Source organism: Xenorhabdus littoralis, assembly GCF_033949345.1.
In the GTDB taxonomy this organism is placed as follows: Bacteria; Pseudomonadota; Gammaproteobacteria; order Enterobacterales; family Enterobacteriaceae; genus Xenorhabdus; species Xenorhabdus littoralis.
Genome location: NZ_VCDP01000038.1, coordinates 50,558 through 75,990, shown reverse-complemented (window position 1 = coordinate 75,990; position 25,433 = coordinate 50,558). Strand labels below are relative to the sequence as shown.

General features: G+C 43.0%; 15 protein-coding genes and 1 pseudogene. 13 read left to right on the top strand and 3 right to left on the bottom strand.

The annotated features are described in order from the left end of the window. Positions 1-30 precede the first annotated feature (30 nt). From atpD to cml, 12 genes and pseudogenes are all read left to right on the top strand, one after another. Positions 31-1,413, top strand: coding sequence for a F0F1 ATP synthase subunit beta (gene atpD, locus FE394_RS11265; RefSeq protein WP_319926482.1), 1,383 nt, complete (start codon positions 31-33; stop codon positions 1,411-1,413). Positions 1,414-1,434: 21 nt separating this feature from the next. After that, positions 1,435-1,857 carry a F0F1 ATP synthase subunit epsilon gene (locus FE394_RS11260; protein ID WP_319926481.1) on the top strand — a complete coding sequence of 141 codons (423 nt, stop codon included), beginning with the start codon at positions 1,435-1,437 and terminating at the stop codon, positions 1,855-1,857. A gap of 183 nt (positions 1,858-2,040) precedes the next feature. Further along, on the top strand, positions 2,041-3,426 hold the full coding sequence (gene glmU / locus FE394_RS11255) for a bifunctional UDP-N-acetylglucosamine diphosphorylase/glucosamine-1-phosphate N-acetyltransferase GlmU (RefSeq protein ID WP_419836332.1): 1,386 nt from the start codon (positions 2,041-2,043) through the stop codon (positions 3,424-3,426). A gap of 191 nt (positions 3,427-3,617) precedes the next feature. Continuing rightward, a complete protein-coding gene (gene glmS / locus FE394_RS11250; protein WP_319926480.1) occupies positions 3,618-5,447 on the top strand; it encodes a glutamine--fructose-6-phosphate transaminase (isomerizing) in 1,830 nt (609 codons plus the stop codon). 333 nt (positions 5,448-5,780) lie between these two features. Then, entirely contained in the window at positions 5,781-8,162 is a 2,382-nt protein-coding gene (locus tag FE394_RS11245) for a type I restriction-modification system subunit M (protein ID WP_319926479.1), read from the top strand. 12 nt (positions 8,163-8,174) lie between these two features. Then, positions 8,175-9,515 (top strand): restriction endonuclease subunit S, encoded by a 1,341-nt coding sequence (locus FE394_RS11240; RefSeq protein WP_319926478.1) that lies wholly within the window; start codon positions 8,175-8,177, stop codon positions 9,513-9,515. Between the two features lie 272 nt (positions 9,516-9,787). Next, complete coding sequence (locus FE394_RS11235; RefSeq protein ID WP_319926477.1) at positions 9,788-12,841, top strand: type I restriction endonuclease subunit R; 3,054 nt, start codon at positions 9,788-9,790, stop codon at positions 12,839-12,841. Positions 12,842-13,058: 217 nt separating this feature from the next. Then, complete coding sequence (locus FE394_RS11230) at positions 13,059-13,364, top strand: type II toxin-antitoxin system TacA family antitoxin (RefSeq protein ID WP_319926476.1); 306 nt, start codon at positions 13,059-13,061, stop codon at positions 13,362-13,364. Further along, on the top strand, positions 13,345-13,887 hold the full coding sequence (locus tag FE394_RS11225) for a GNAT family N-acetyltransferase (protein WP_319926475.1): 543 nt from the start codon (positions 13,345-13,347) through the stop codon (positions 13,885-13,887). The genes FE394_RS11230 and FE394_RS11225 overlap by 20 nt, the downstream gene beginning before the upstream one ends. Positions 13,888-13,936: 49 nt before the next feature. Next, positions 13,937-14,578, top strand: a pseudogene (gene darT / locus FE394_RS11220) (type II toxin-antitoxin system toxin DNA ADP-ribosyl transferase DarT). A 13-nt stretch (positions 14,579-14,591) separates the two neighbouring features. Then, the gene (darG, locus tag FE394_RS11215) at positions 14,592-15,632 is read left to right on the top strand and encodes a type II toxin-antitoxin system antitoxin DNA ADP-ribosyl glycohydrolase DarG (protein WP_319926474.1); all 1,041 of its coding nucleotides are present in this window, start codon (positions 14,592-14,594) and stop codon (positions 15,630-15,632) included. A 255-nt stretch (positions 15,633-15,887) separates the two neighbouring features. Further along, on the top strand, positions 15,888-17,075 hold the full coding sequence (cml, locus tag FE394_RS11210; RefSeq protein ID WP_319926473.1) for a CmlA/FloR family chloramphenicol efflux MFS transporter: 1,188 nt from the start codon (positions 15,888-15,890) through the stop codon (positions 17,073-17,075). Here the strand turns inward: cml and FE394_RS11205 are convergent. After that, complete coding sequence (locus FE394_RS11205; protein WP_319926472.1) at positions 17,072-17,407, bottom strand: LysE family translocator; 336 nt, start codon at positions 17,405-17,407, stop codon at positions 17,072-17,074. The genes cml and FE394_RS11205 overlap by 4 nt on opposite strands. Positions 17,408-17,710: 303 nt before the next feature. Between FE394_RS11205 and FE394_RS11200 the strand changes: the two genes are divergently transcribed. Continuing rightward, positions 17,711-19,159: a flavin-containing monooxygenase gene (locus tag FE394_RS11200; protein ID WP_319926471.1), complete on the top strand. Its 1,449-nt coding sequence runs from the start codon at positions 17,711-17,713 to the stop codon at positions 19,157-19,159. Positions 19,160-19,531: 372 nt separating this feature from the next. Here FE394_RS11200 and FE394_RS11195 read toward each other — a convergent pair whose 3' ends face one another. Together FE394_RS11195 and FE394_RS11190 are read right to left on the bottom strand one after the other, a co-directional pair. After that, positions 19,532-20,098: a rhomboid family intramembrane serine protease gene (locus tag FE394_RS11195; protein WP_319926470.1), complete on the bottom strand. Its 567-nt coding sequence runs from the start codon at positions 20,096-20,098 to the stop codon at positions 19,532-19,534. A 310-nt stretch (positions 20,099-20,408) separates the two neighbouring features. Next, a complete protein-coding gene (locus FE394_RS11190) occupies positions 20,409-25,355 on the bottom strand; it encodes a DNA repair ATPase (RefSeq protein ID WP_319926469.1) in 4,947 nt (1,648 codons plus the stop codon). Positions 25,356-25,433: the final 78 nt, after the last annotated feature.

Sequence of the window (25,433 nt, the reverse complement as noted above, 5' to 3'; positions counted from 1 at the left end):
TAGGTTTACGAATTACGTAGAGGATTCAAGATGGCTACTGGAAAGATTATCCAGGTAATCGGCGCCGTAGTGGACGTCGAATTCCCTCAGGACAGCGTACCAAAAGTATACGATGCCCTTGAGGTTAAAAACGGTGAAGAAAAACTGGTGCTGGAAGTTCAGCAGCAGTTAGGTGGTGGTATCGTTCGTTGTATCGCAATGGGTACCTCAGATGGCCTGCGCCGTAATTTAGAAGTGACTGATTTAGGCCACCCAATCGAAGTTCCAGTGGGTAAAGCGACACTGGGCCGTATCATGAACGTATTGGGCGATCCAATTGACATGAAAGGTGAGATTGGCGAAGAAGAGCGCTGGTCAATTCACCGTGCAGCACCTACCTATGAAGAGCTGTCCAACTCTCAGGAATTGCTGGAAACTGGTATCAAAGTAATGGACTTGATCTGCCCATTTGCTAAGGGTGGTAAAGTCGGTCTGTTTGGTGGTGCGGGTGTAGGTAAAACCGTTAACATGATGGAGCTGATCCGTAACATCGCGATCGAGCACTCAGGTTACTCCGTATTTGCCGGTGTTGGTGAGCGTACCCGTGAAGGTAACGACTTCTATCATGAAATGACCGACTCAAACGTACTGGATAAAGTATCTCTGGTATACGGTCAGATGAATGAGCCACCAGGAAACCGTCTGCGTGTTGCACTGACTGGTTTGACCATGGCGGAAAAATTCCGTGATGAAGGCCGTGACGTTCTGCTGTTCGTTGATAATATTTACCGTTACACCCTGGCCGGGACAGAAGTATCTGCACTGTTGGGTCGTATGCCATCTGCGGTAGGTTATCAGCCAACACTGGCGGAAGAGATGGGTGTTCTGCAAGAGCGTATCACCTCAACCCAAACTGGCTCTATCACTTCCGTGCAGGCAGTTTACGTTCCTGCGGATGACTTGACTGACCCATCACCAGCGACAACCTTTGCTCACTTGGATGCAACCGTTGTATTGAGCCGCCAGATCGCATCTCTGGGTATTTACCCTGCGGTTGACCCTCTGGATTCAACCAGTCGTCAGCTTGATCCACTGGTTGTTGGTCAGCAGCACTATGACGTGGCTCGTGGTGTTCAGTCAATCTTGCAGCGTTATCAGGAACTGAAAGACATCATCGCCATTCTGGGTATGGATGAACTGTCTGAAGAAGACAAACTGGTTGTGGCACGTGCCCGTAAGATCCAGCGCTTCCTGTCTCAGCCATTCTTCGTCGCAGAAGTCTTCACTGGTTCACCAGGTAAATTCGTTTCTCTGAAAGACACTATCCGTGGCTTTAAGGGCATTCTGGACGGTGATTATGACCACCTGCCAGAGCAGGCGTTCTACATGGTTGGTACCATCGAAGAAGCTGTGGAAAAAGCGAAGAAGCTTTAATACGGCTGACGGGAGGTTGATATGGCTGCAATGACGTTCTCCCTGAACGTAGTCAGTGCTGAAAAACAGTTGTTTGAAGGACTGGTACAGAAAATTCAGGTGACAGGCAGTGAAGGTGAGCTGGGGATTTATCCTCAACATACCCCGCTGCTTACTGCCATAAAACCGGGCATGATACGTATTGTTAAGCAGTTTGGCGAAGAAGAATTTATCTACCTGTCAGGTGGAGTTCTTGAAGTTCAGCCAAACGGCGTTATCGTACTGGCCGATACAGCGATCCGTGGTAAGGATTTGGACGAAGCTAAAGTGCTTGAAACTAAGCGCGAAGCTGAAGAACACATCCGTAACTCTCACGGTGATGTTGATTATGCTCAGGCATCTGCTGAATTGTCGAAAGCGATCGCGAAACTTCGCGTTATCGAACTGACAAAAAAAATGATGTAATAAGTACCCGATAAATTTTGAATTGAAGCCAGTTGAGCTGCAACTTGAAATACGGGTATAGGCAGTGAGATAAAAAGCCAGTTGGTGAAAGCTAACTGGCTTTTTTGCATTGCGAAATATGTGGCAATTTATTTCGCAAACGGGTTTACTTTCATACTTAAAATTGGAATTGTCAGGTTTCTTATGTCTATTATTTCAAACGGCATCAATGCTAAAAGTGTCGTGATCCTTGCCGCAGGTAAAGGAACTCGCATGTATTCCGATCTCCCTAAGGTTTTGCACTTGCTGGCGGGTAAACCGATGGTTCAGCATGTCATTGATACCGCAATGGAGTTGGGAACCCAGAATGTTCATCTTGTCTACGGGCACGGCGGGGACTTGATGAAACAAACACTTTCCGACCAAAATCTGAATTGGGTACTACAAGCTGAACAGCTTGGTACTGGCCATGCCATGCAGCAGGCAGCACCGCATTTTGCCGATGATGAAGACATTCTGATCCTTTACGGTGACGTGCCTTTGATTGCTAAAGATACTTTAGAGCGTCTGATCGAAGCGAAACCGGAAGGTGGTATTGGTTTATTGACTGCCATTTTGGATAACCCGACGGGATATGGTCGTATCATCCGTGAAAATGGTGAAGTTACCGGCATTATCGAACAGAAAGATGCGACAGAAGAACAGCGTAAAATCAACGAAATCAACACGGGGATTCTGGTTGCGAATGGCGGTGATTTGAAACGTTGGTTATCCAAATTGGAAAACAACAACGCTCAGGGGGAATATTACCTGACAGATGTTATCGCACTGGCACACAAAGAAGGCCGTCAAATTAAGGCAGTACATCCAAGCCGTTTAAGTGAAATGGAAGGGGTTAACAATCGTCTTCAACTTTCAGCACTGGAGCGTATTTATCAGTCTGAGCAGGCCGAAAAACTATTGCTGGCAGGTGTCATGTTATTAGATCCAGCTCGTTTTGATCTGCGTGGAACATTAACACACGGCCGCGATATCGTGATTGATACCAATGTGATTATCGAAGGACATGTCACACTGGGAAATAATGTTCATATCAGTTCTGGCTGTATCCTGAAAAATTGTGTTATTGGTAATGGTGCAGTCATTAGCCCTTATACCGTAATCGAAGATGCTGAACTTTCAACCGAATGTACAGTTGGGCCTTTTGCTCGTTTACGCCCGGGTACTAAACTGGCTGAAAAAGCTCACGTCGGCAATTTTGTTGAAATGAAAAAAGCCTCTCTTGGCAAAGGCTCCAAAGCGGGTCATCTGACTTATCTTGGTGATTCTGAGATTGGAGATAATGTGAATATTGGTGCAGGAACCATTACCTGCAACTATGATGGTGCTAATAAATTTAAAACCATTATTGGTGATGATGTTTTTGTCGGGTCAGATACCCAGCTCGTTGCGCCTGTTACGATAGAAAAAGGGGCAACTATCGGAGCAGGAACCACCGTAACAAAAAACGTTGCTGAAAATGAGCTGGTTATCAGCCGCGTGAAACAAACTCATATTAAAAACTGGCAGCGCCCAGTGAAGAAAAAATAAATAAGATATACCCATAATAAAAACCCAATAGATTTCAATTCGCTGTATTGCGGCTTGAAAGATAAAGGGAATAATCCCCATCTCTACAAAGCTCGGGGATCGGCAAAGCCGGAACACGATTTGCCGTAAGACAATCAGGTTGTGCGACATAAAAGGGGCTTTTTATCGCCCTGTTTTTAGGAATAAAACACATGTGTGGAATTGTTGGTGCTTGTGCACAACGAGATATTGCAGAAATACTGATCGAAGGTCTTCGTCGCCTTGAGTACCGTGGTTATGATTCTGCGGGCGTGGCTGTCGTTGACAGTGAAAACCGTATGACCCGCCTGCGTGAAGTTGGCAAAGTACAAATGCTGGCGGATGAAGCGGACAAACAGCCAGTGATCGGCGGCACAGGAATTGCCCATACCCGTTGGGCGACTCACGGTGAACCTAATGAGCGCAATGCCCATCCTCATGTTTCTGAACATATCGCAGTAGTGCATAACGGCATTATTGAAAACCACGAAGAACTACGCGAAGAGTTAAAAGCGCGTGGTTACATCTTCTCTTCTGATACAGATACTGAAACCATTGCCCACCTTGTTCATTGGGAACAACAACAAGGCGGATCACTGCTGGAAGTGATTCAGCGCGTTATCCCGCAATTGCGTGGTGCTTACGGCACAGTCATTATGGATAGCCGTAACCCTGACATGCTGGTGGCTGCGCGCTCTGGTAGCCCATTGGTGATTGGTTTAGGCGTGGGAGAAAACTTCCTGGCATCCGATCAACTTGCGTTACTGCCAGTGACTCGCCGCTTTATCTATCTGGAAGAAGGTGATATCGCAGAAATCACTCGCCGTACTGTTCGCATCTTTGATGTGAACGGTGAAGCAGTTGAACGTGAGCAGATTGAATCCAATGTTCAGTACGATGCAGGTGACAAAGGTGTTTATCGTCACTACATGCAGAAAGAGATTTATGAACAGCCGATGGCTATCAAAAGCACATTGGAAGGCCGTTTAAGCAACGGTCAGGTAAATCTGTCAGAACTGGGCGCTAACGCTGCGGAACTGCTGTCCCAAGTTGAGCATATCCAAATCGTTGCCTGCGGAACTTCCTATAATGCAGGAATGGTTTCACGCTACTGGTTTGAATCATTGGCGGGTATTCCGTGCGATGTCGAAATCGCTTCTGAATTCCGTTACCGCAAACCTGCACGTCGTAAAAACAGCCTGCTGATTACCCTGTCTCAGTCTGGTGAAACGGCAGATACCTTGGCTGCCCTGCGTTTATCCAAAGAACTGGGTTACCTGACTTCGTTGACCATCTGTAACGTAGCGGGTTCATCTCTGGTACGCGAATCAGAATTTGCCCTGATGACCAAAGCAGGCGCTGAAATCGGCGTAGCCTCTACCAAAGCCTTCACGACCCAGTTAACAGTACTGCTGATGCTGGTAGCTTACATGGGGCGTCAGAAAGGCGCTGATGCGGCATTGGAACACGATATAGTCCATGCGCTGCATGCCTTGCCAAGCCGCATTGAAAGTATGTTGTCCAAAGACAAACTGATTGAAGCATTGGCAGAAGACTTCTCTGAAAAACATCATGCCCTATTCCTTGGCCGTGGCGATCAGTACCCGATTGCGGTTGAAGGTGCGCTGAAACTGAAAGAGATCTCCTACATTCACGCAGAAGCCTATGCAGCGGGTGAACTGAAACATGGTCCATTGGCGCTGATTGATGCGGACATGCCAGTGATCATCGTTGCACCAAACAACGAACTGCTGGAAAAACTGAAATCCAACATTGAAGAAGTCCGCGCCCGTGGTGGTTTGTTGTACGTCTTCGCCGATCAGGATGCGGGTTTCACCAATAGCGAAAACATGAAGATCATCTCCCTGCCACACGTAGAAGAATTGATCGCCCCGATCTTCTACACCGTGCCACTGCAATTGTTGTCTTACCACGTTGCATTGATCAAAGGTACGGATGTGGATCAGCCGCGTAACTTGGCGAAGTCGGTGACGGTGGAGTGATAGTGTTGTAGTTAACTGTCAGAGATCTGTCTTATGAAGGCAGATCTCACTGTATTTGGGGAGTTTGCACGTAACGAACTTATTACTCTTTTCTGAAAACAGATCATAGTTATTTTCACGTAATGAGCGATGTCTAAGCTACACTCAATAGGTCCTAAAAATACTCCCAATTTCGGTTGTTTCTATGTTACTTGACAGCCAAAATTTCTATTGCCTAACTAGGTACTTATTTATTTCTTTATGTGATTTTATTATTAAGTAATCACATAAGTTTCGATTAATTTTAAAAGTATTATGTGACCATTGGTGTTTGTCACATTAAGCGGAAAAGATATGAACCACAGCGTACACAATAAACTGATTTCTTTTATTTGGAACATTGCTGATGATTGCCTACGTGACGTATATGTCCGAGGTAAATATCGTGACGTGATTCTGCCAATGGTGGTATTGCGTCGTTTGGATACTTTGCTGGAACCGACCAAAAAAGCGGTACTTGACGAAGTTAAATTCCAAAGAGAAGAAATGAATTCCATCGAATTGGATGATGATCCGTTGATGGAAGCAAGTGGTTATGTGTTCTACAACACCTCTAAATGGACATTAAAAACACTGTTAAAGACTACAACTAACAACCAGCAAATTTTGCTCGAAAACTTCAATGAGTACCTGTTGGGTTTTAGTAACAATGTCAAAGAAATTATTGATTGTTTTAATCTGAAGTCTCAAATCTGCCATATGGCGTCTAGACAAGTGCTACTTGAAGTGGTTGAAAAATTTGTATCAGAATACATTAATTTGACACCAGAAGAGACTAATGATCCTGATGGCAATAAACTGCCAGCCCTTACCAATCTGGGAATGGGATATGTCTTTGAAGAATTAATCCGCAAATTCAACGAAGAAAATAATGAAGAAGCAGGGGAGCATTTCACACCACGAGAAGTGATTGAGTTGATGGTTCACTTACTTTTCGATCCACTCGAAGATTCTTTGCCACTCACCATGACCGTGTATGATCCAGCTTGCGGTAGTGGCGGTATGCTTACGGAGTCGCAAAACTTCATTAAAGAAAAGTATCCAAAAGATAACCGTGATATTTACCTGTATGGTAAGGAAATCAATGACGAGACTTATGCCATCTGTAAGTCAGATATGATTATTAAAAACAATAATCCGGAAAACATCAGAGTGGGTTCAACTTTATCTACTGACGAATTTTCCTCACAGTTTTTCGATTTTATGCTATCCAATCCACCCTATGGAAAAAGTTGGGTATCAGAACAAAAGCATATTAAAGATGGTTCTGATGTGATTGACCCGCGCTTTAAGGTTAAATTGAAGGATTTTTGGGATGTTGAATCTGACTATGATGCAACACCTCGCTCAAGCGATGGGCAGCTGCTATTTCTGATGGAAATGGTCAGCAAAATGAAGTCACCAAAAATTAGCCCGTTGGGGAGTCGTATAGCTTCTGTTCACAATGGTTCTAGTTTGTTTACTGGTGATGCAGGCGGTGGTGAGAGTAATATTCGTCGTTATATTATAGAAAACGATATGTTGGATGCGATTGTTCAGTTACCAAATAACCTTTTTTATAACACGGGTATCACCACTTATATTTGGATATTGAGCAATAATAAATCAGAAAAACGCCGCGGCAAGGTTCAACTGATCGATGCCAGCCTCTTATATCGCAAATTGCGTAAGAACCTTGGCAATAAGAATTGTGAGTTTGCTCCTGAGCACATTGAAGAAATAACACGCACCTACTTGTCTTTTGACACCATTGAACGTCAATTGGATGCTAGTGGTGATCCCGTTGGAATTGCCAGCCAGGTATTTCGTAACGATGATTTTGGTTACTACAAGGTTACGATTGAGCGCCCTGATCGTCGTAAAGCAAAATTCACATATGATGCTATTAATCCGCTTCGATTTGATAAACAGCTCAGTGATGTTATGTCACATTTATATATTGAGCACGGTGACAAGGTGTATGAGAAAGGTTTCCTTAAGTCCATTGAAAAAGAGATTGTGTCTTGGTGTGAAGAAAATGAAATTAGTCTGAACACTAAAGCTAAAACCAAACTTCTGGATGTTAAGCACTGGTTATCACTCAAATCTGTATATGAAACAGCTAAACAATTAATGGCAGCAATTGGGGCGAATGAATTTGGTGATTTCAACAAGTTCAAATCACAAGTAGAACAGGAGTTGAAAAAATACCAAGTTAAGCTTTCAGCTTCCGAAAAAAACACTATCCTGAATGCGGTGAGCTGGTATGACGAAACAGCGGCTAAGGTTATCAAAAAGGTTGTTAAATTGACGGGTGATAAGCTTGATGAACTTTTGAAAAGCTACGACTGTGAATCCTTGGATCTGCCTGATTTTGGATTCTATCCTACAGATAATAAAGGTGAATATATCACCTATGAAACCAACACTGATTTACGTGATAGTGAGTCCGTACCACTCAAGCAAAGCATCTATGAATACTTTCTGGGAGAAGTGAAACCTCATGTCGATGAAGCATGGATCAATCTGGACTCCGTGAAAATCGGATATGAGATTAGCTTTAACAAATACTTCTATCGGCATAAACCACTCCGCACTCTTGAAGAGGTGGCATCAGATATCATCAGTTTGGAACAGAAGACTGAGGGATTGATTGCTCAAATATTGGGTGTTTCTGTTGAAAAGGCCCAAGGATAAAGAGGCAATGTGATGAATATTTACGAATCAGTAGAGAGTAAAAAATCCTCAACAGTTGTAATCGATGACTTCCAGCTTCCAATCGGATGGAAAATATATCGTTTTAGGAACCTTTTTAAATTTGGTAAGGGTTTAAATATTACGAAAGAAAATCTTCAAGACGATGGAATTCCTTGTGTTAATTATGGAGAAGTGCATTCAAAGTATGGATTTGAAATTAATCCTGTAAAGCATAAACTTAGATGTGTAAGTGATTATTACTTAAAGAAAAATTCAACTTCATTACTAGAGTTAGGCGACTTTGTTTTTGCAGACACATCAGAAGATATTGAAGGTTCTGGAAACTTTACCCAGCTCGTGGCAGAAGTAAAGACGTTTGCAGGGTATCACACGGTTATTTGTAGGCCTGTTGGTGATGGCAACCATAGATTCTTGGCTTATTTATTGGATTCTTTGTCATTTCGGAAACAAATTAGAAAATCTGTCAAAGGAGTGAAAGTATTCAGCATAACAAAATCGATACTGAAAAATACCCAAGTATGGTTACCAGATATTAATTATCAAATCATAGTTTCCGCCTTTCTCGATAAAAAAACAGTTCAACTTGATGAGGCTATCGCCATCAAAGAGAAGCAAATAGCCTTACTGAAAGAACATAAGCAAATTATCATCCAGAAGGCTGTGACACAAGGGCTTGACCCAAATGTATCTATGAAAGATTCAGGTGTGGATTGGATTGGGAAGATACCAGCACATTGGGAGATGGCTCCAGGCTTTACTATTTTCAAGGAAAGTAAAGATTCAAATAAAGGTATGGTTGAATCTCAAGTGCTTTCACTTAGCTATGGAACTATCATAGTTAAACCAAAAGAAAAACTAGTTGGATTGGTTCCTGAGTCCTTTGAAACCTATCAGATTGTTGAACCAGGCGATGTAATTATCAGATGTACTGATTTGCAGAATGACAGAACCAGTCTAAGGACAGGTATAGCAAAAAATAGAGGAATAATTACGAGTGCATATTTAAATTTGCGAGTAAAGAACGATGCTTACCCTGACTATGTACATTATTTTCTGCATGTTTTGGATATAACTAAAGAAATTTATCGATTTGGTTCTGGTTTGCGTCAAAACTTAAGTTTCGCAGACTTTAAACATATGCAAATATTACAACCATCAAAAAGTGAACAGATTGAAATAGTTTCATACATACAAGAGCAAGAGGCTCATACTATAAATTCAATAAACTTTCTCCAAGAGCAAATAGAAATGCTCAAAGAATACAAAAACTCTCTAATCAACAGTGCAGTGACCGGAAAAATCAAAATAACACCTGAAATGGCCGAATCATAAGTAAGTCAGCACTTAATCGTCAAACTAACCATATTAGCTTGGTTAAAGTAAATTAAACAGGCCCTTCTGGAATGGATGCGGTAGGACGACAATAAATCCTACCGCATCCTATTTTTTATAACGTTGGCGGATTTATTAAAGAGATTAGGTCACAATCTATCGTTAGGAATCTCGATTACATAAACAAATTAGAATAATCTCTAAAAGGATCGTTGCGAAAGGTGGCAGAGACACTGAGGCAAAAGAATTTAGGATAAGGATAATTGAGATTTATGGTCAGTAAAACTAACGAACAAGCATTAGAGGCAGCAATTGAGAAATATCTGGTAGGAGTTAGTTCTGAAGAATTGAAAGAAGATTTGTTTGTTCATGAGGCAGGTACTAAATATTCTGCAGAAGCGGATACTAGATATTCTGCGGGAGTATCGGAAGATTTCGACAATCAATATGCTTTAGATAGGCGATTTTTCTGGCAATTTCTGGAAAAAACGCAAAAAGCTGAAATAGCTAAACTCAAGAAAAATTCCCCCTCTGATTGGCAAAGAAAACTGCTTGAACGTTATGACCGTCTGATTAAAAAACACGGTGTTTTGCATCTGCTTAAGAAAGGGATAAGCGTTGATGATGCACACTTTAATCTGATGTATTCAGTTCCACTGGCTAGCAGTAGCGAGAAGGTAAAGCAAAATTTTACTGATAATATTTTCAGTTGTACCCGGCAAGTGCGTTATTCACTTGCTAATCCGCGACAAGAAATTGATATGGTTTTGTTTATCAATGGTATTCCTATTATTACTCTGGAATTGAAGAATACTTGGACAGGACAAACAGCGAGATACCATGGGCAAAAGCAGTATCGTGAAGATAGAGATCCTAACCAGCCATTATTGACTTTTGGGCGTTGCTTGGTACATATGGCGGTGGATACCGACGAAGTCTATATGACAACCAAGCTGGCAGGTAAAAATACTTTCTTCTTGCCGTTCAATAAAGGGCATAACCATGGTCAGGGTAATCCACCCAACCACAATGGGCATAAAACTGCTTATCTATGGGAAGAAATTTTCACTAAAGAAAGCATTGTTAATATTATTCAGCACTTTGTTCGTTTGGATGGTACCAGTAAAGATTCTCTCTCGAAAAGAACACTTTTCTTCCCTCGTTATCATCAATTAGATGTAGTACGTAAGCTAATGGCTCATGCATCGACCTATGGAGTTGGTCAAACCTATTTAATTCAGCACTCCGCAGGTTCAGGGAAATCTAATTCTATTACATGGGCGGCTTATCAGCTTATTGAGACCTATCCAGCATCGGAAGCAGTTTCAGGTGGGCGGGGTATTGAACAACCATTATTTGATTCAGTCATTGTTGTAACAGACAGGCGCCTGTTGGATCAGCAGCTTAAGAAGAACATTAAGGAATTTTCTGAAGTAAAGAACATAATTGCACCAGCCCGTACATCATCTGAGCTCAAGCAAGCACTGGAGAATGGCAAAAGGATTATCATCACGACCATCCAGAAATTTCCGTTTATCATTGATGGTATTGCTGACCTCAGCGACAAACGATTTGCCGTGATTATTGATGAAGCACATAGCTCTCAGTCCGGGTCAGCTCATGACAATATGAACCGAGCAATGGGTAAATCGGATGTTGAAGAGGAAGAGGATGCTCAGGATAAGATCTTGCAAGCGATGAAATCACGTAAGATGCGTGGTAATGCATCTTATTTAGCGTTCACTGCGACACCCAAGAACAGCACGTTGGAGAAGTTTGGTCAGTGTCAGGAGGATGGTTCGTTTAAGCCATTCCACCTATATTCAATGAAGCAAGCCATTGAGGAAGGCTTCATTTTGGATGTGCTCGCTAACTATACGACTTATAGAAGTTACTATGAGATCGAAAAATCGATCGCTGAGAACCCTGAGTTTGATACCAAGAAAGCACAAAAAACGTTGCGTGCTTATGTCGAACGCAGCCAGCAGACCATCGATACTAAAGCAGAGATCATGCTTGAACACTTTATCCCCCATGTAGTAAATGCTAAAAAAATCAAAGGGAAAGGTAAGGGCATGGTCGTAACCCAGAACATTGAAACAGCTATTCGATACTACAAATCAATTAGTCGTATTTTGGAAGAGCAAGGCAATCCTTTTAAGGTATTAATCGCTTTTTCAGGCTCTAAAGAAGTAGATGGTATTGAATATACCGAAGCAGATATTAATGGTTTTGCTGAAGCAGACACCAAGGACAATTTTGATACAGATGAGTATCGCCTGCTTGTAGTTGCCAACAAGTACCTTACTGGGTTTGATCAGCCAAAACTTTGCGCTATGTATGTGGATAAAAAGTTGTCTGGTGTTTTATGTGTACAAACACTTTCTCGCTTGAACCGTAGTGCTCCTGCATGGGGTAAGAAAACTGAAGATTTGTTTGTATTGGATTTCTTTAACTCAGTTGAGGATATTAAGGTAGCATTTGACCCTTTCTATACTGCAACATCTCTGTCTCAGGCTACAGACATTAATGTTCTTCATGAGCTAAAAGATGAAATGGATAATGTGGGGGTTTATGAATGGCATGAAGTTGAAGACTTTGTAACCCGTTATTTCAATAATGAAGATGCTCAAACATTGAGTTCAATCATTGATAAGGCAGCGGAGCGGTTTGAAAGTGAGTTAGAACTGGAACCCGAGGCTAAAGTAGATTTTAAAATCAAAGCCAAGCAATTTGTGAAGATTTATAGCCAGATGGCATCTATCATGCCTTATGAAATTGTCATATGGGAAAAACTATTCTGGTTCCTTAAATTTCTAATTCCTAAATTGAAAGTGGAAGATCCTGACGCAGAAGTTTTCGACAAATTACTGGAGTCGGTAGATTTAAGTTCTTATGGCCTACAACGGGTTAGGCTAAACCATGGCATTAAGTTGGATGACTCGGAGTCAGAGCTAGATCCTCAGAACCCTAATCCAAGAAGTGCCCACGGACTGGAGAACGAGACTGACCCGTTAGATGAAATCATTCGTACTTTTAATGAAAGATGGTTCCAGGGTTGGAGTGCTACTCCTGAGGAACAAAGGGTTAAGTTTGTAAATATCGCTGACGGTGTCCGTAATCATCCTGATTTTGAAACCAAATATAGAAATAACCCTGATCCACATAACCGAGAGTTGGCGTTCGAAAAAATATTGAAGGAAATTATGTTGCAACGCAGAAAAGATGAGCTAGAGCTTTACAAATTGTTTGCAAACGATCCAGCCTTCAAGATTTCTTGGACTCAGAGTATGCAACGGGTTATTGGTGATGAAGAAGATGACTGATTTTTAATTTTAAATACAATATGTTAATAAATTTCAAACAATCCGAAACCGACAATTAGTCGGCGTTGAAACCAGCAAATAGACGCCATTCAGGTATTAAGCCTTTATCTTATAAGTACGGCTATCAGCCGTACTTATTTGCTTATTATTCCACCCAATGCTAACCTCCATCAGTACAATAAATAAACACACCCAGAAATAAACCGGAGCACCTCAAATGGCAACGATATCGGTAAAAAAACCTCAAAAAGAGGCTAAAAATGCCCGTGTAGAGTTAAAAACCAGTACCGAGCTAAAAGAAACTTTGTGTCAGGCAGCTCAGGTTGCAGGTGTTGATTTAAGTGCTTTTATCCTGAATGCCGCTTTTGAGCGGGCAGAAGAAGTGCTGGAGAACCAAAAGCGTCGTGAGTTAGATGAAGAAAACTGGCGTACTTTGAATATGCTGATTGCTGAACCTGCGTCTCCAACCCTTGCTTTACACGCTTTGATGAGGAAGAACAAAGATGGAAAAGCCACTAAATGAAATTAGGGTTGAATACATTTGTGTAAATTATCAGAGTGATATGACATATCCGGGGCAAAAAAACTTTGATTGTGGCAATCATGTTATTAATCGTTATGTCCGCAGCAGCCTTAAAAACAATGTCGCTACCGGAAATTGTGTCGCTAAAGTTTTAATTGATACTCAAACAGATGAGTTACTTGGTGTATGCAGTTTTACGGGTTATTCACTGGCAAAATCTCGTTTAAGTGGGGTGTTAAGTGGTTCAATGCCAAGTGACCTTTCCGTCGTTCGTTTGGTGATGCTGGGTGTATCAGTCAAGCATCAAAAGAAGGAATATGGCCATATTTTAATGCGGGAATTTTTAGTGCACGCCATCAAAGTTCATCATGTGATGCCGATTAAGGGAATATTTTTGGATGCCGATCCTGATGCTGTTGCGTTTTACACACTTCTTGGATTTGTCGAGCTGGGAATGCCTGCATCCAATGGAGCAACTCCCATGTTTTTAAAGATTCAGGATTTATTGGCAGCCGTAAAGTGACTTTAACTCACTGCAACGCGGAAGACTTGAATAAGAGGATGGATAGTGAATGACTGTTCCTGCTCAACCAAAGATTTATCATATTGTTCATGTGGATCGGTTAGCATCGATTATCGCCACGGGAAGCTTACTCTGTGATGCACAAATCATGACTCAAGATGTCGCTGGTACGATTATTGGCATGAACAGCATCAAGCAACGTCGATTGCAAGAATTGACGCTGGCAAGTCATCATGATCTCTATGTCGGGCAGTGTGTACCGTTCTACTTTTGTCCCCGCTCGATTATGCTCTATATAATTTCTCAAAAGAACCATCCAGAATTGATTTACCAAGAAGGACAAGAACCCATTGTGCATCTTCAAGCTGATCTTCATACATGTGTAAGTTGGGCAAAGCAAGAACAGCAGCGTTGGGCATTTACACTATCCAACGCCGGATCGTATTTCTTTGAAGACCGATGTGATTTAGCACAGTTACATGAACTCGATTGGCAGGCAATTGAAACTAGACAATGGAAGGGCTGTTAAGAAGGCAAGCAGGCAGAATTTTTATTGGAACATAGCTTTCCTTGGCATCTTGTTGAAGCTATAGGCGTTCAATCGAAACAGATTTATCAACAGGTAACTGATACTTTAAGAGCGGCGGATCATCGTCCACCTGTTACAATTAGACCAGAATGGTATTACTAAGGAGGCTACTAAAATGATCGAGTTAACGAGCGGTGATATTTTACGTGCCGATGCAGAAGCAATTATTAATACCGTAAATTGTGTTGGTGTAATGGGGCGGGGTATCGCATTACAGTTTAAAAATGCCTGGCCTGATAATTTCAAAGCTTATGCTGCTGCTTGCAAGAAAAAAGAAGTACAGCCCGGAAAAATGTTTATTTTTGAAACGGGTCAGTCAGCTAATCCTCGTTTTATTATCAACTTTCCCACCAAGCGCCATTGGCGTGGTGCAAGCCGAATGGAAGATATTGATTCTGGACTCGAAGCATTAGTTGAAAGTATTAAAAAACACGACATTAAATCGATTGCTATCCCTCCGCTAGGGGCTGGTTTAGGTGGTTTAGATTGGGAACTCGTTCGTGAAAAAATTGAAACAGCAATGAGTGAACTATTTGAAGTGCGTGTTTTAATTTACCAACCAAAAGGTGCGCCAGAGAATGACAAAATGGCTCATCATAAAGAAGTACCTAAAATGACGGCTGGCCGTGCTGTACTGATTGAGTTGATACAGCGTTATTTAAAGGGATTACTCGATCCTTCCGTTTCACTGCTTGAGGTGCATAAGCTGCTTTATTTTATGCAAGAGGCGGGAGAGCCATTGCGTTTGAATTATCAAAAAGCACATTATGGCCCTTATGCGCAGAACTTGCGTCATGTTTTAAATGTGATTGAAGGCCACTTTATTTCTGGCTATTCCGATGGTGGTGATGCGCCAGATAAGGTACTTCAGTTAGTGCCAGGCGCAATTGATGAGGCAAACGCATTCTTAGAAAAACACCCTGAAACCCGTGAGCGTTTTGAACGTGTATCATGTCTTGTGGAAGGTTTTGAGTCTCCGTTTGGGTTAGAACTGTTATCGACAGTGCATTGGCTGAATAAGTATGAGCAAGTAAGAGGCTCAGAGGAAATTGTTCGGGCTACTCACAATTGGAATGAGCGCAAACAGCAGTTCACAACAAGGCAAATTGATGTTGCTGTTAAAACCCTCGAAAGGAAGCATTGGTTAACGTTTTAAAGATCTAGGAATTATTGGTAGCCATAAAGTTTTATGGAAAAACCAGCCTTAACCTCACCTTACTCGAAATTTTGAAATTTATAGGCTATAAACCATCAAATAACATCAAAAGGATACGAATATGGATCCCATCCTACAAACAGTTCGCTAAGCCGCAACAACTCTTTTTTTAGTCGTTGTTGCGGTGATCTCCTCTTATTGATCATGAATAGGCAGATTGCCGCCAGATTTCACTTTCTGAGCGGATTTTTTGTCATGTCTAATAAAACTACGCCCGTTTGGGGCTACTCTTTATCGTCAGCGCTTGTGCTGATGGTTCCGTTTGATCTCCTCGCTTCATTGGCAATGGATGTATATCTACCAGTCATTCCGGATATGCCGGCTGCACTTGATACCTCACCCGCTATCGTCCAACTGACGCTGAGCGTCTACATACTTTTACTTGGATTGGGGCAGATGATTTTTGGCCCGCTGTCGGATCGTATCGGCCGACGATCCGTGCTATTAGGCGGGGCTTTGCTTTTTTCTATCGCTTCCTTTGCCCTTGCCATAACAAGTAGTGGTGCATTGTTTGTCGTCTTGCGGATTTTGCAGGCATTGGGTGCATCGGCAGCTCTGGTGGCGACTTTTGCGACTGTCCGGGATGTCTATGGTGACAGACCTGAAAGTAGCATTATTTATGGTCTATTCAGTTCCATGCTGGCGTTTGTGCCTGCGCTCGGGCCTATTCTCGGCTCTGTCATTGCGCTTGTTTTTGGCTGGAGAGGGATCTTTGTGATGCTTGGCTTGCTGGGGCTGTTGGCATTCAGTCGTGCGCTACCCCGATGGCATGAGACACGACCACCGAAGCAGAATAAACATGGATTAGCCATTGCGTTGATTTTGTCTAATAAGTCTTTCTGGATCTATACCCTTGGATTCAGTACTGCGATGGGGTCATTTTTCGTATTTTTCTCTACTGCCCCCCGTGTACTTGTCAGTCATACCGGTTTTTCTCAAATGGAGTTCAGTATAGCGTTTGCGACGGTTGCGCTCGTCATGATCGTTGTGGCACGTTTCGTTAAATTTTTCGTGTCACGCTGGGGCATTCCGGGAAGCTTCGCGCGAGGCTTATTTGTCATGATGACGGGAGCTATTGTTTTAGCGGCTTGTGCTGTCTTCTCGAAACCATCGTTTATAACTTTCGTGATGCCAATGTGGTTGATTGCGGTTGGCATGGTGTTTGTCGTTTCGGTCACGGCAAATGGAGCGCTTCGGGATTTTAGCGATGCCTCGGGCACTGCTGTCGCGCTGTACTACAGCATCCAAAGTCTGATTGTGGGCGGAGTGGGTACGCTCATGACTTTGGTGCTTGATGGCGATACGGCTTGGCCATTGGTAGCTTATTGCTTCGGAATGTCAGCAGTAAGTTTCATTGCATTCACGATATTGAAACCTTTTTAAAACTGACTAACGGCTAAATTAATTGCTAAAGCTATAAATATTAAACCTGTTATTTTATTTAAAACCGTTTGTATTGATGGTGTATCAGATAAAACAACGCTCAAAAAACCAGATAAATAGGATATGAGTGTAAATACTAAAAAAGAAATAACTACAAATATTAACCCCAGATAGAATAGCTGAAATGGAATGGGTGTTATATTTTCACTATTAGTCGTAAATTGAGGGAGAAAAGCCAAAAACAAGAAATTATCGGCTGTAAAATAGGCAATGGTTGCGACTACATCAACATCTTGATCAGAATATTTATTCAGGTTGTCCTTATGCCACAATGTATATTCAATGCTTGCATTAGGCGCTTCTGTCTCAATGAGGCAAAATATAGATGGTAAAGTAGCTTGGGCAACATAGTCACTGGAAGTAGTTTGTAATTATTCAAGATGTGCTTTCCGTGTAGTAATCGGCTGATTATTATAATAAATCTAAGTAATTAACGTTTCAATTTTTCGGCTAGTTAACATAGTGATACTCCCCCCACATAAAAGCAAATGGTTACCTCTGAAAATAAAAAATAACATGACAGATTGAACAAAATACTTATCTGATTAAAAAAGTCTTTTTGCAGGAGAGGTAACATGAATAACCACTATGATGTTTTGATCATGGGAGCGGGCGTTGCTGGCATTGGTATGGCATGTCATTTAACAAGAGAATGTCCCGGTAAAAAGTTTATTATCATAGAACGTCGTCAGGCTATCGGTGGTACGTGGGATTTATTTCGTTATCCGGGCATTCGTTCTGATTCGGATATGATGACTTTTGGCTATAAATTCCGGCCTTGGTCTGAAACCAGTGTTTTTGCTGACGGGCCTTCAATTAAAAGTTATGTCAATGAAACGGCAAAAGAGTACGGGATTGATAAGAAAATAGAATTTGGATTAAAAATAATTAATGCAGATTGGTCTGGTACAACTAGCCAATGGAGCATTACTGCTGTTGAGGAAGCGAGTGGGGAGTCACGAACTTTTACCTGTAATTATCTCGTCGCAGCGACGGGTTATTACAATTATGATGAAGCGTATATGCCCGATTATCCCGGTGTTGAGGATTTCAAAGGGCCTGTCATTCATCCTCAACACTGGCCTGAAAAATTGGACTATAAAGGGAAGCGGGTTGTTGTGATTGGCAGTGGGGCGACCGCAGCGACTTTAGTTCCGACCATGGCAAATGATACCAAACATATCACTATGCTACAGCGCTCTCCCAGTTATTACTTATCTGCTCCCGCAAACGATTATATTTCTGCATTCCTGAATAAATTTCTGCCAAAACGTTGGGTTTATACACTCAGCAGAAATCGTAATCTTTTTATTCATCGTTTACTTTATAAAAGTAGTCGGCACGTACCCACTTTACTTAAATCATTTTTATTATCATCCGCCCGCAGAAGGGTAGGTGACAAGTTTAATATGAATCACCTGATGCCCAAATACATGCCTTGGGATGAGAGATTATGTGTGATCCCGAATGGTAATTTATTAAAGGCATTGAAGGAAGGTAAAGCCTCTATCGTGACCGATCAAATAGAGCGTTTTACTGAAAATGGCATTTTGTTGCAATCTGGTCAGGAATTACCGGCAGATATTATCGTCTCCTCAACCGGCCTGAATTTATTACCTCTTGGTGGCATTGAAATTTCTATTGATGAGAAAAAATTACAGGGCAATGAGCGCATGCTTTACAAAGGAACTTTGATACAGGATATTCCGAATTTTGCCTATTTATTTGGCTATATCAACAGTTCATGGACATTGAAAGTTGATCTCTCCGCTGATTATATCTGCCGTTTATTGAAAGAAATGGATCGTCGGGGCGCTAAGTCTGTCACTCCCAATGCTCAACCAGATGAAATGCTGAAACACGAAAACATTTTTGGCGAGCTACAATCGGGTTATGTAAAACGTGGTGATGAGGGTCTTCCTCGTCAGGGACGCAGCCCCAATTGGCATGTTTCACATGATTATAAAAAGGATAAAGAAGTATTGGGGCAACCCGTGGATGATACGGCATTACGGTGGAAGTGATTTTTGATATGGAGCTGATTAATTTGAAAATTCAATATATTTAGCAAGCGATGAAGTAATGAGTCAGCTGCAATATCAGGAGAATTAGCCCGTCATTAAAACGGGCTGTTTATTTTGATTAGTCAGATTGATGCTGATTTAGTGCATGGCGTGCCTGAGCTGCCTGAAGATATTTATGGATCATATTGATGAATTCTTCATCTGAAAGGAATTTATTATTATTTTAAAATTTCTCATATAAATATTTATTTCAAAAACACAGGTGCTTTCCCTGACTGAAACAGAATAAAATTAATTTTTTGGGGTAAGAGAGAATAATTCTATTTTATTCATAAGGCTGTGAAATGGGAATAATATAATATTCCCAATTATCTAAAGCTGACGGTTTGTGGTGCTCCACTTTTTTGTAAGCCAAGAGAAAACCAACCCTGCAATAGCACCAAAAATATGCCCTTCGGTTGAAATTTCACTTTGTAAGGGAAATAGCCCGAAAACGATCCAGCCGTAGTAAATCAGCACCAGAACGGCAAAAAAGAAATCTTTGGCTCTTCTCAGAAAATAAGCATTAGCCAGCAATAATCCCCACAGACCACAAATCCATCCACTGGCACCGATATGAATGTAGGAGCGACCAAATAACCAGACCAGAACTCCTTCCACAAAGATGATAAACAGGCTGGCGAGCACATAGTAACGGATGGAGTGAGTCATCAGTAATGCGCTGAGTACTAATAAAACGGGGAGATTGTTAAACAAATGCATCCAACTGCCATGCAGGAAAGGAGATAGCGGAATGCCAATCAGCCCTTGGGCATGCAGAGGGATTATGCCGAACTTATTTAATGCATAGCCGGTAAAACTATTAATTAATTGGATGGTAATCAACATTAATGTCAGATTTGCCAGAATATAAAGGCGTTGTTTGAGCCATACAGTCATTACTCTCTCCTGACTGAAACTGGAAATGATGTATCAAGGTTTTTTCTAATTGTAACAGCTGATCCGGCCATAATCGGTCATGTTTTTATGACAGATTACTTTTTCTGCTTCTTACCTTTTTTCTTACCTTTTTTCTTACCGATTATTTCAGGATCACGATTAGGGAAAGGGTTCTCCAGATAATTTGCTAACTGCTGATAATTAGATATGGTAAAGAAAAAGCGCCAAAGAGTTCAAAAGGGATGGTTAGCATGAATTTCCTTTAATCTCTTAGAGTCGAATTCCCCGCCGTTTTCGGCGGGGTTCTTCATTATTTCGAATAACTTCCTAATGCCTGAACACTTTCAACTAAATCAGCTAGTTGGGCGACAACGCGATCCCCCACATCGGCATTATCGCCGCCCAGTGCTTTATTGCGCATAAAGTCGCGTTTGATTTGCTGCCAGCGTTGTGCCTCTTCTGGCGTAATCGTGCCGCGAATTTCTGCCAGTTTGAGAAGATTCTCTTCCGCGCCGCTTGTCAGTAATTGAGCTTCACCCAAATAATGATCATCAATAATGCGCCGTACTTCTTCGGCATTCATGACCGCAGAAACTTTTTCACTGAGTTTGTTCATATTGCGGTAGCTGCCCTGCAATTTGAAGGGGGGGTCTGTCCGGTATTTATCAGATTGTGCGGCGCTGATGATGTATTGCTGGTTCACCTTGAACACGATATCCCGCATCATCAGCAAACGCTCAAGTATCGCGACGATTTCGGTGATCTCGGCTTCACTGTAGGGATAACTCAGGCCGTTGCTGGAGAAGGGTTTGCCCATTGCTTTATCGATAAACAGATAGAGATCGTTCATATCGCGCAGTGCCAGCGGTGCCAGTACCGGATTCGATGTCAGGCTGTTTTCGATATAGCTCAGTGTGAATGCCTCTTCCATACCGCCCAATACTTCGCCGAGGTTATAGATATCGGCTCGGTTTGCCAGCATATCCGGGATCTTGAACAGTTCGCCAGATTCGGTATAAGGGTTACCCGACATGACAACGCAGAACTTTTTACCGCGCATATCATAGGTTTTCGTCTGACCTTTCCAGACTCCTTCAATGCGCCGTGTGCCGTCACACAGGGAAATAAACTTCTGTAAGAATTCTGGGTTGGTGTGCTGGATATCATCGATATACAGCATCACGTTGTTGCCCATTTCCAGTGCCAGATTGAGTTTTTCCAGCTCCTGGCGGGCAGTGGCATTTGGGGCCTGAATCGGATCGAGTGACAAGACATCGTGCCCTAATGCAGGGGCGTTGATCTTCATAAAGATCAATCCCAGACGATTGGCGATATATTCCATCAATGTTGTTTTGCCGTAACCGGGCGGGGAAATCATCAATAACATCCCCATCAGATCTGTCCGTTTGCCTTCTCCGAGAGCACCGATCTGCTTCGCAAGGTTGTCGCCAATCAGCGGCAGATAAACATCGTTGATCAGTTTATTACGTACAAATGAGCTGAGTGGCCGGGCTTTAAATTCATGCAGTCGTAAGGACTGGCGCTGCTGACTCAAGACGCTTTGGCGCAATTCCTGATAATGATGATAGGCGGGAATAAATACTTTCCGTTGTTTGCGCATCCGGCAGAAATAGTCATCAAGACTCAGGGTCAGTGTTTGGTTGACGATGCAAGGGTGTTCGCCGATTAAATCTGTGATAGTAAAGCGCAGATCCACTTCACTGAAACGTGCATTCAGTGCCTTATCCAATAAAACCAGTGCCACGGCTTCTGAAATATAACCTTTCAGTGGAGCGAATTCTGGCAGAGTACAGAGACCATTCAGCCAGTTTTCCACCAGCATCCAGCGTTGCGCGAAACGTTGGCCGAGGTTCTGTTGTGAGTGGTTGAAATCCCCCCACATATGCGCTTTTTCCAGTTCAGATTGCAACCCTTCCAATAACGTACGGGCATATTTGCTGAAACTGAATTCCACGGTTGTCCGACTTAATGCCAGACTCAGGTATTCCGCCGCTTGTGTCTGTTGGTAAGGTTCACACTTGAGTGGATGGCACTCAAGGAACAGGCTCAGCTCCGCTTCGATTTCGGCCTGTAGATCCAGTAAACCGGCATCATTGCGGAAAAGCTGATAAATATTTGTGCAGGTTCGGGCACGTTCAGGCCACAGTGCTGGCTGCTCTTCGCGTTGAATCTGTTCCCAGAAAAGTACCGCAATCCCTCTGGCATGAGGATTAAATCGCAAAAGGTCAGCGCTTTCTCCCACAGGGATGAGTTTGCGCAGGATCGCTGCGGCATCATAGTCATGAATTCCTTTTTCATAGCCTTCTTTATAGCGGGGAGCAGCAAAATCACGTACGGTTTTTTCCAGCATGTCCGGTTTGCTTAACAGCGATTTAAGCTCGCTCAGAGTCATGCCGTCATGCCCTTTGCTGGCGGCGTAAATCAGGGAATAAGCAAGGTATTCCGCACGGTAAACTTGCGGTGACTCCGATTCAAGGGCAATCGGCCAATAGGGTTTCAGCGATTCAAGTTCTGGGCTATCAATCGGTTCCTGATAATCCGTTCCGGTCAGGTGCAGATAGAGGCGATCACCCCGTGGCAGGATAGTGAGATCCAGCTCTTGGGTATTGACGCTGAAACGGTGGCGCGGGCCAAATTTGATAACGTTGCCGCCATCTTCATAAATTTCTGTTTTATCCCGCAGGCTGCGAATAGCCTGATCTCTTGTCGCCTTGAATTTGGCATCAATGTCATCTGCTTTTACGCTGTCTTTCAGTTCCCGCAAGCGCCCGATGATTTCCCGGGTTTTCAGCGAAAGGGTATCGGAAGCAAAAAAGGCATTCAGTTCATCGAGGGAAGAAAATTTCGCTGTCCGGCGGATGATGCTATCCAGCAAGCGCTCTGCCGCAACCTGTAAATTCTGGGCCTTGCGCTGTCGCTCATCCAGTAGTGACTGTTTGTGGGTTTCAAAGGTTTCCAGCAACTCTTCACGTTTGTCCAGAATGTCATTCAAGAACTCATCGTGATCACTGAATTGGGTTTCCAGTTCTTCCAGTTGTACCAACAGGCGGGAGAGTTGTTCATCACAACGTTCTGGATCGGTGGATAGTGTCAGAGCATTGGTGATCCCTTGACTGAATAATTTAAATTGTGCCCCGAACTGCGCGACGGATTCAACGGCGCCCTGTTCTTTACGGCGTTGTTGCAGTCTGGCGCGAGCTTGGTTCAGCAGGGCATAAATTTCAGAAATCGACTCGATGATATGGGTTTGCTGGGTAGTGTCTTCGAATTTCAGAGAAGCCATCAGATTCGACAGCATATCCAAATCGGTGGACATTTTCTCCATACCCGCCAGCGGTTCGTTGAGCTGTGCTCTGTTGGTTGCGGCCTGAACCTGCTTTTCCAACGCCTGTAATTGCAGGAGAAATGGCTGTAATGCTTTTTCGCTGGCAAGAAATTCCGCCGTCGCCAGTGAAATGCGCTGCTGATTATCAGTCAGTTGCGTTTCCATTTCATCAAGGCGGGACAGGTCGATATAACGGTGATCGCGGAGAGTGATTAAATGACCACGCTGGATGCTCAAACTGTTTAAGGCTTCAATAAATTGCTGAGTCTCTGTCCAGCTTTCCGGCAGCATCGCGGACAGTAACTCTTTCTGATGCGATGTCGCTTCATTCATGGCCCGGATAGACTGGCGACGGATGCTTTCTACTTTTTCGTATTCATCCAGAACTTTCTCGCCAGTATTAGCAATCTCTTTCAGCAATATAGAGATATTCAGGCTCTGTTCGTCATTTAGCCAATAATAGATATCGATTAGACGGCGGGCATCCTGACAGAGTTTTTCGTAGAGCAGGGAAGAAATCTGCTGTTGCTCAATTTCTTTGGCGATATGGTAGAGATCAGAAATACCACGAACCAACTCAGCATTGCCGATGCGTCCCAAAAAGCTGTTTTTTGCCGGTTGGCGGGCGGCATATTCGTCAGAATAGAACGGGGTTTGCCAGATTTGCATCGGATGAATGCGGGTTGGCTCTTCTGATTGCCCCTCGAACAGTACCATTTGACCATCTTCCAGCATGGCGTAGCCGTGACCAAATAGTGGATTTTGGAGTTTGCGTTCGATCAGGTTGTAATTGAACAGAGCCAGACGACCCAGTTTGGGTTCGTAAAAGATGTACATGACATCTTCGCCGTTTGGAGAACGGCGAACACGGCGGAAACGCATACCATCCATTGACTGATCGAAAGTTTTATATTCTCCGCTTTGCAGATAATAACCACCCGGAAAAATAATGCCGTGGTCTTCCGGTAACTGGATACAGGCCAAACCGATGGCATCAATGCGTTGTACGCTCTGGGTTAAAGTGTTGTAGACCAGATAACGCCATGATGCTTCGCGGTAAGGCAGGATTTTCAGCAGGATCAGGCTGCCGGTCTGGGCGTATTCAATCTGTGCATCATCCAATGACTGGGTTTTATCCAGTACCGCTTCCCGATAGATCCCTAAACCATCTTCGGTATTGTTTTCACATTTAATGGTCAGATCGCCGCCAATGGTTTCCACAAACACAGTATCCAGAATGTTCATATGTGGATAGCGACCATTCACGGTGTTTTCCCGCGAGGTTTTCTGCCATTCAAAGTCGTAAGCGGGAGGAAGGGCTATGTCGCGTTCACCGCGATTATCAATATAGGTTATTTCTGTTTTATCGCTGGAAATGGCCCAGCGAAACACGCGAATATCAGTAATTCTTTCACCAATCTGGAAGCTGGCGAGAAGTTTGCCATCACGCTCAACAAGTCCCAACAATTGGGTATTTTTATAGTAAGTGTAAAGCTCGTGAAAATCTTGCACGAAGCTGGCGATGTTGAGAAATGTGCCTGTCAACGGAACGGACTCTACATCATACTCGTCATTTTCTTTCTTGAGTTTGTACAGGGAAAAAACATCTTCAACCCGTGTCTCTTTTTTTAAGCCGAGGAATACGTTGTAGCCAAAGAGCAGCCAGTTGCCGACCCGAACAATATCGCGGGCAACGCAGTTGTTTTCTGTACGGATGCGGATACGCCCGATAATGTCAGTCTGGTTTTTGCCGAATTCTTCCAGACGGCGGGTATTCAGCAGGCTGACTTTTTCATGCAGTTGCTGGCCTTGCTCAGACAGGCGATTGCGTAAGATGTCGTAGGCTCCGCCTTCTGCTACAGCATTATCCAGTAATTCCTGTTCACGATTATTCACTTGGCTATCTGACATGGCGTATCACGTTTCCTTGCTCAAGATTGATTTTAATGACGTTAATTCTGGTTTTGGCGCACTGTACAGACATTCCGG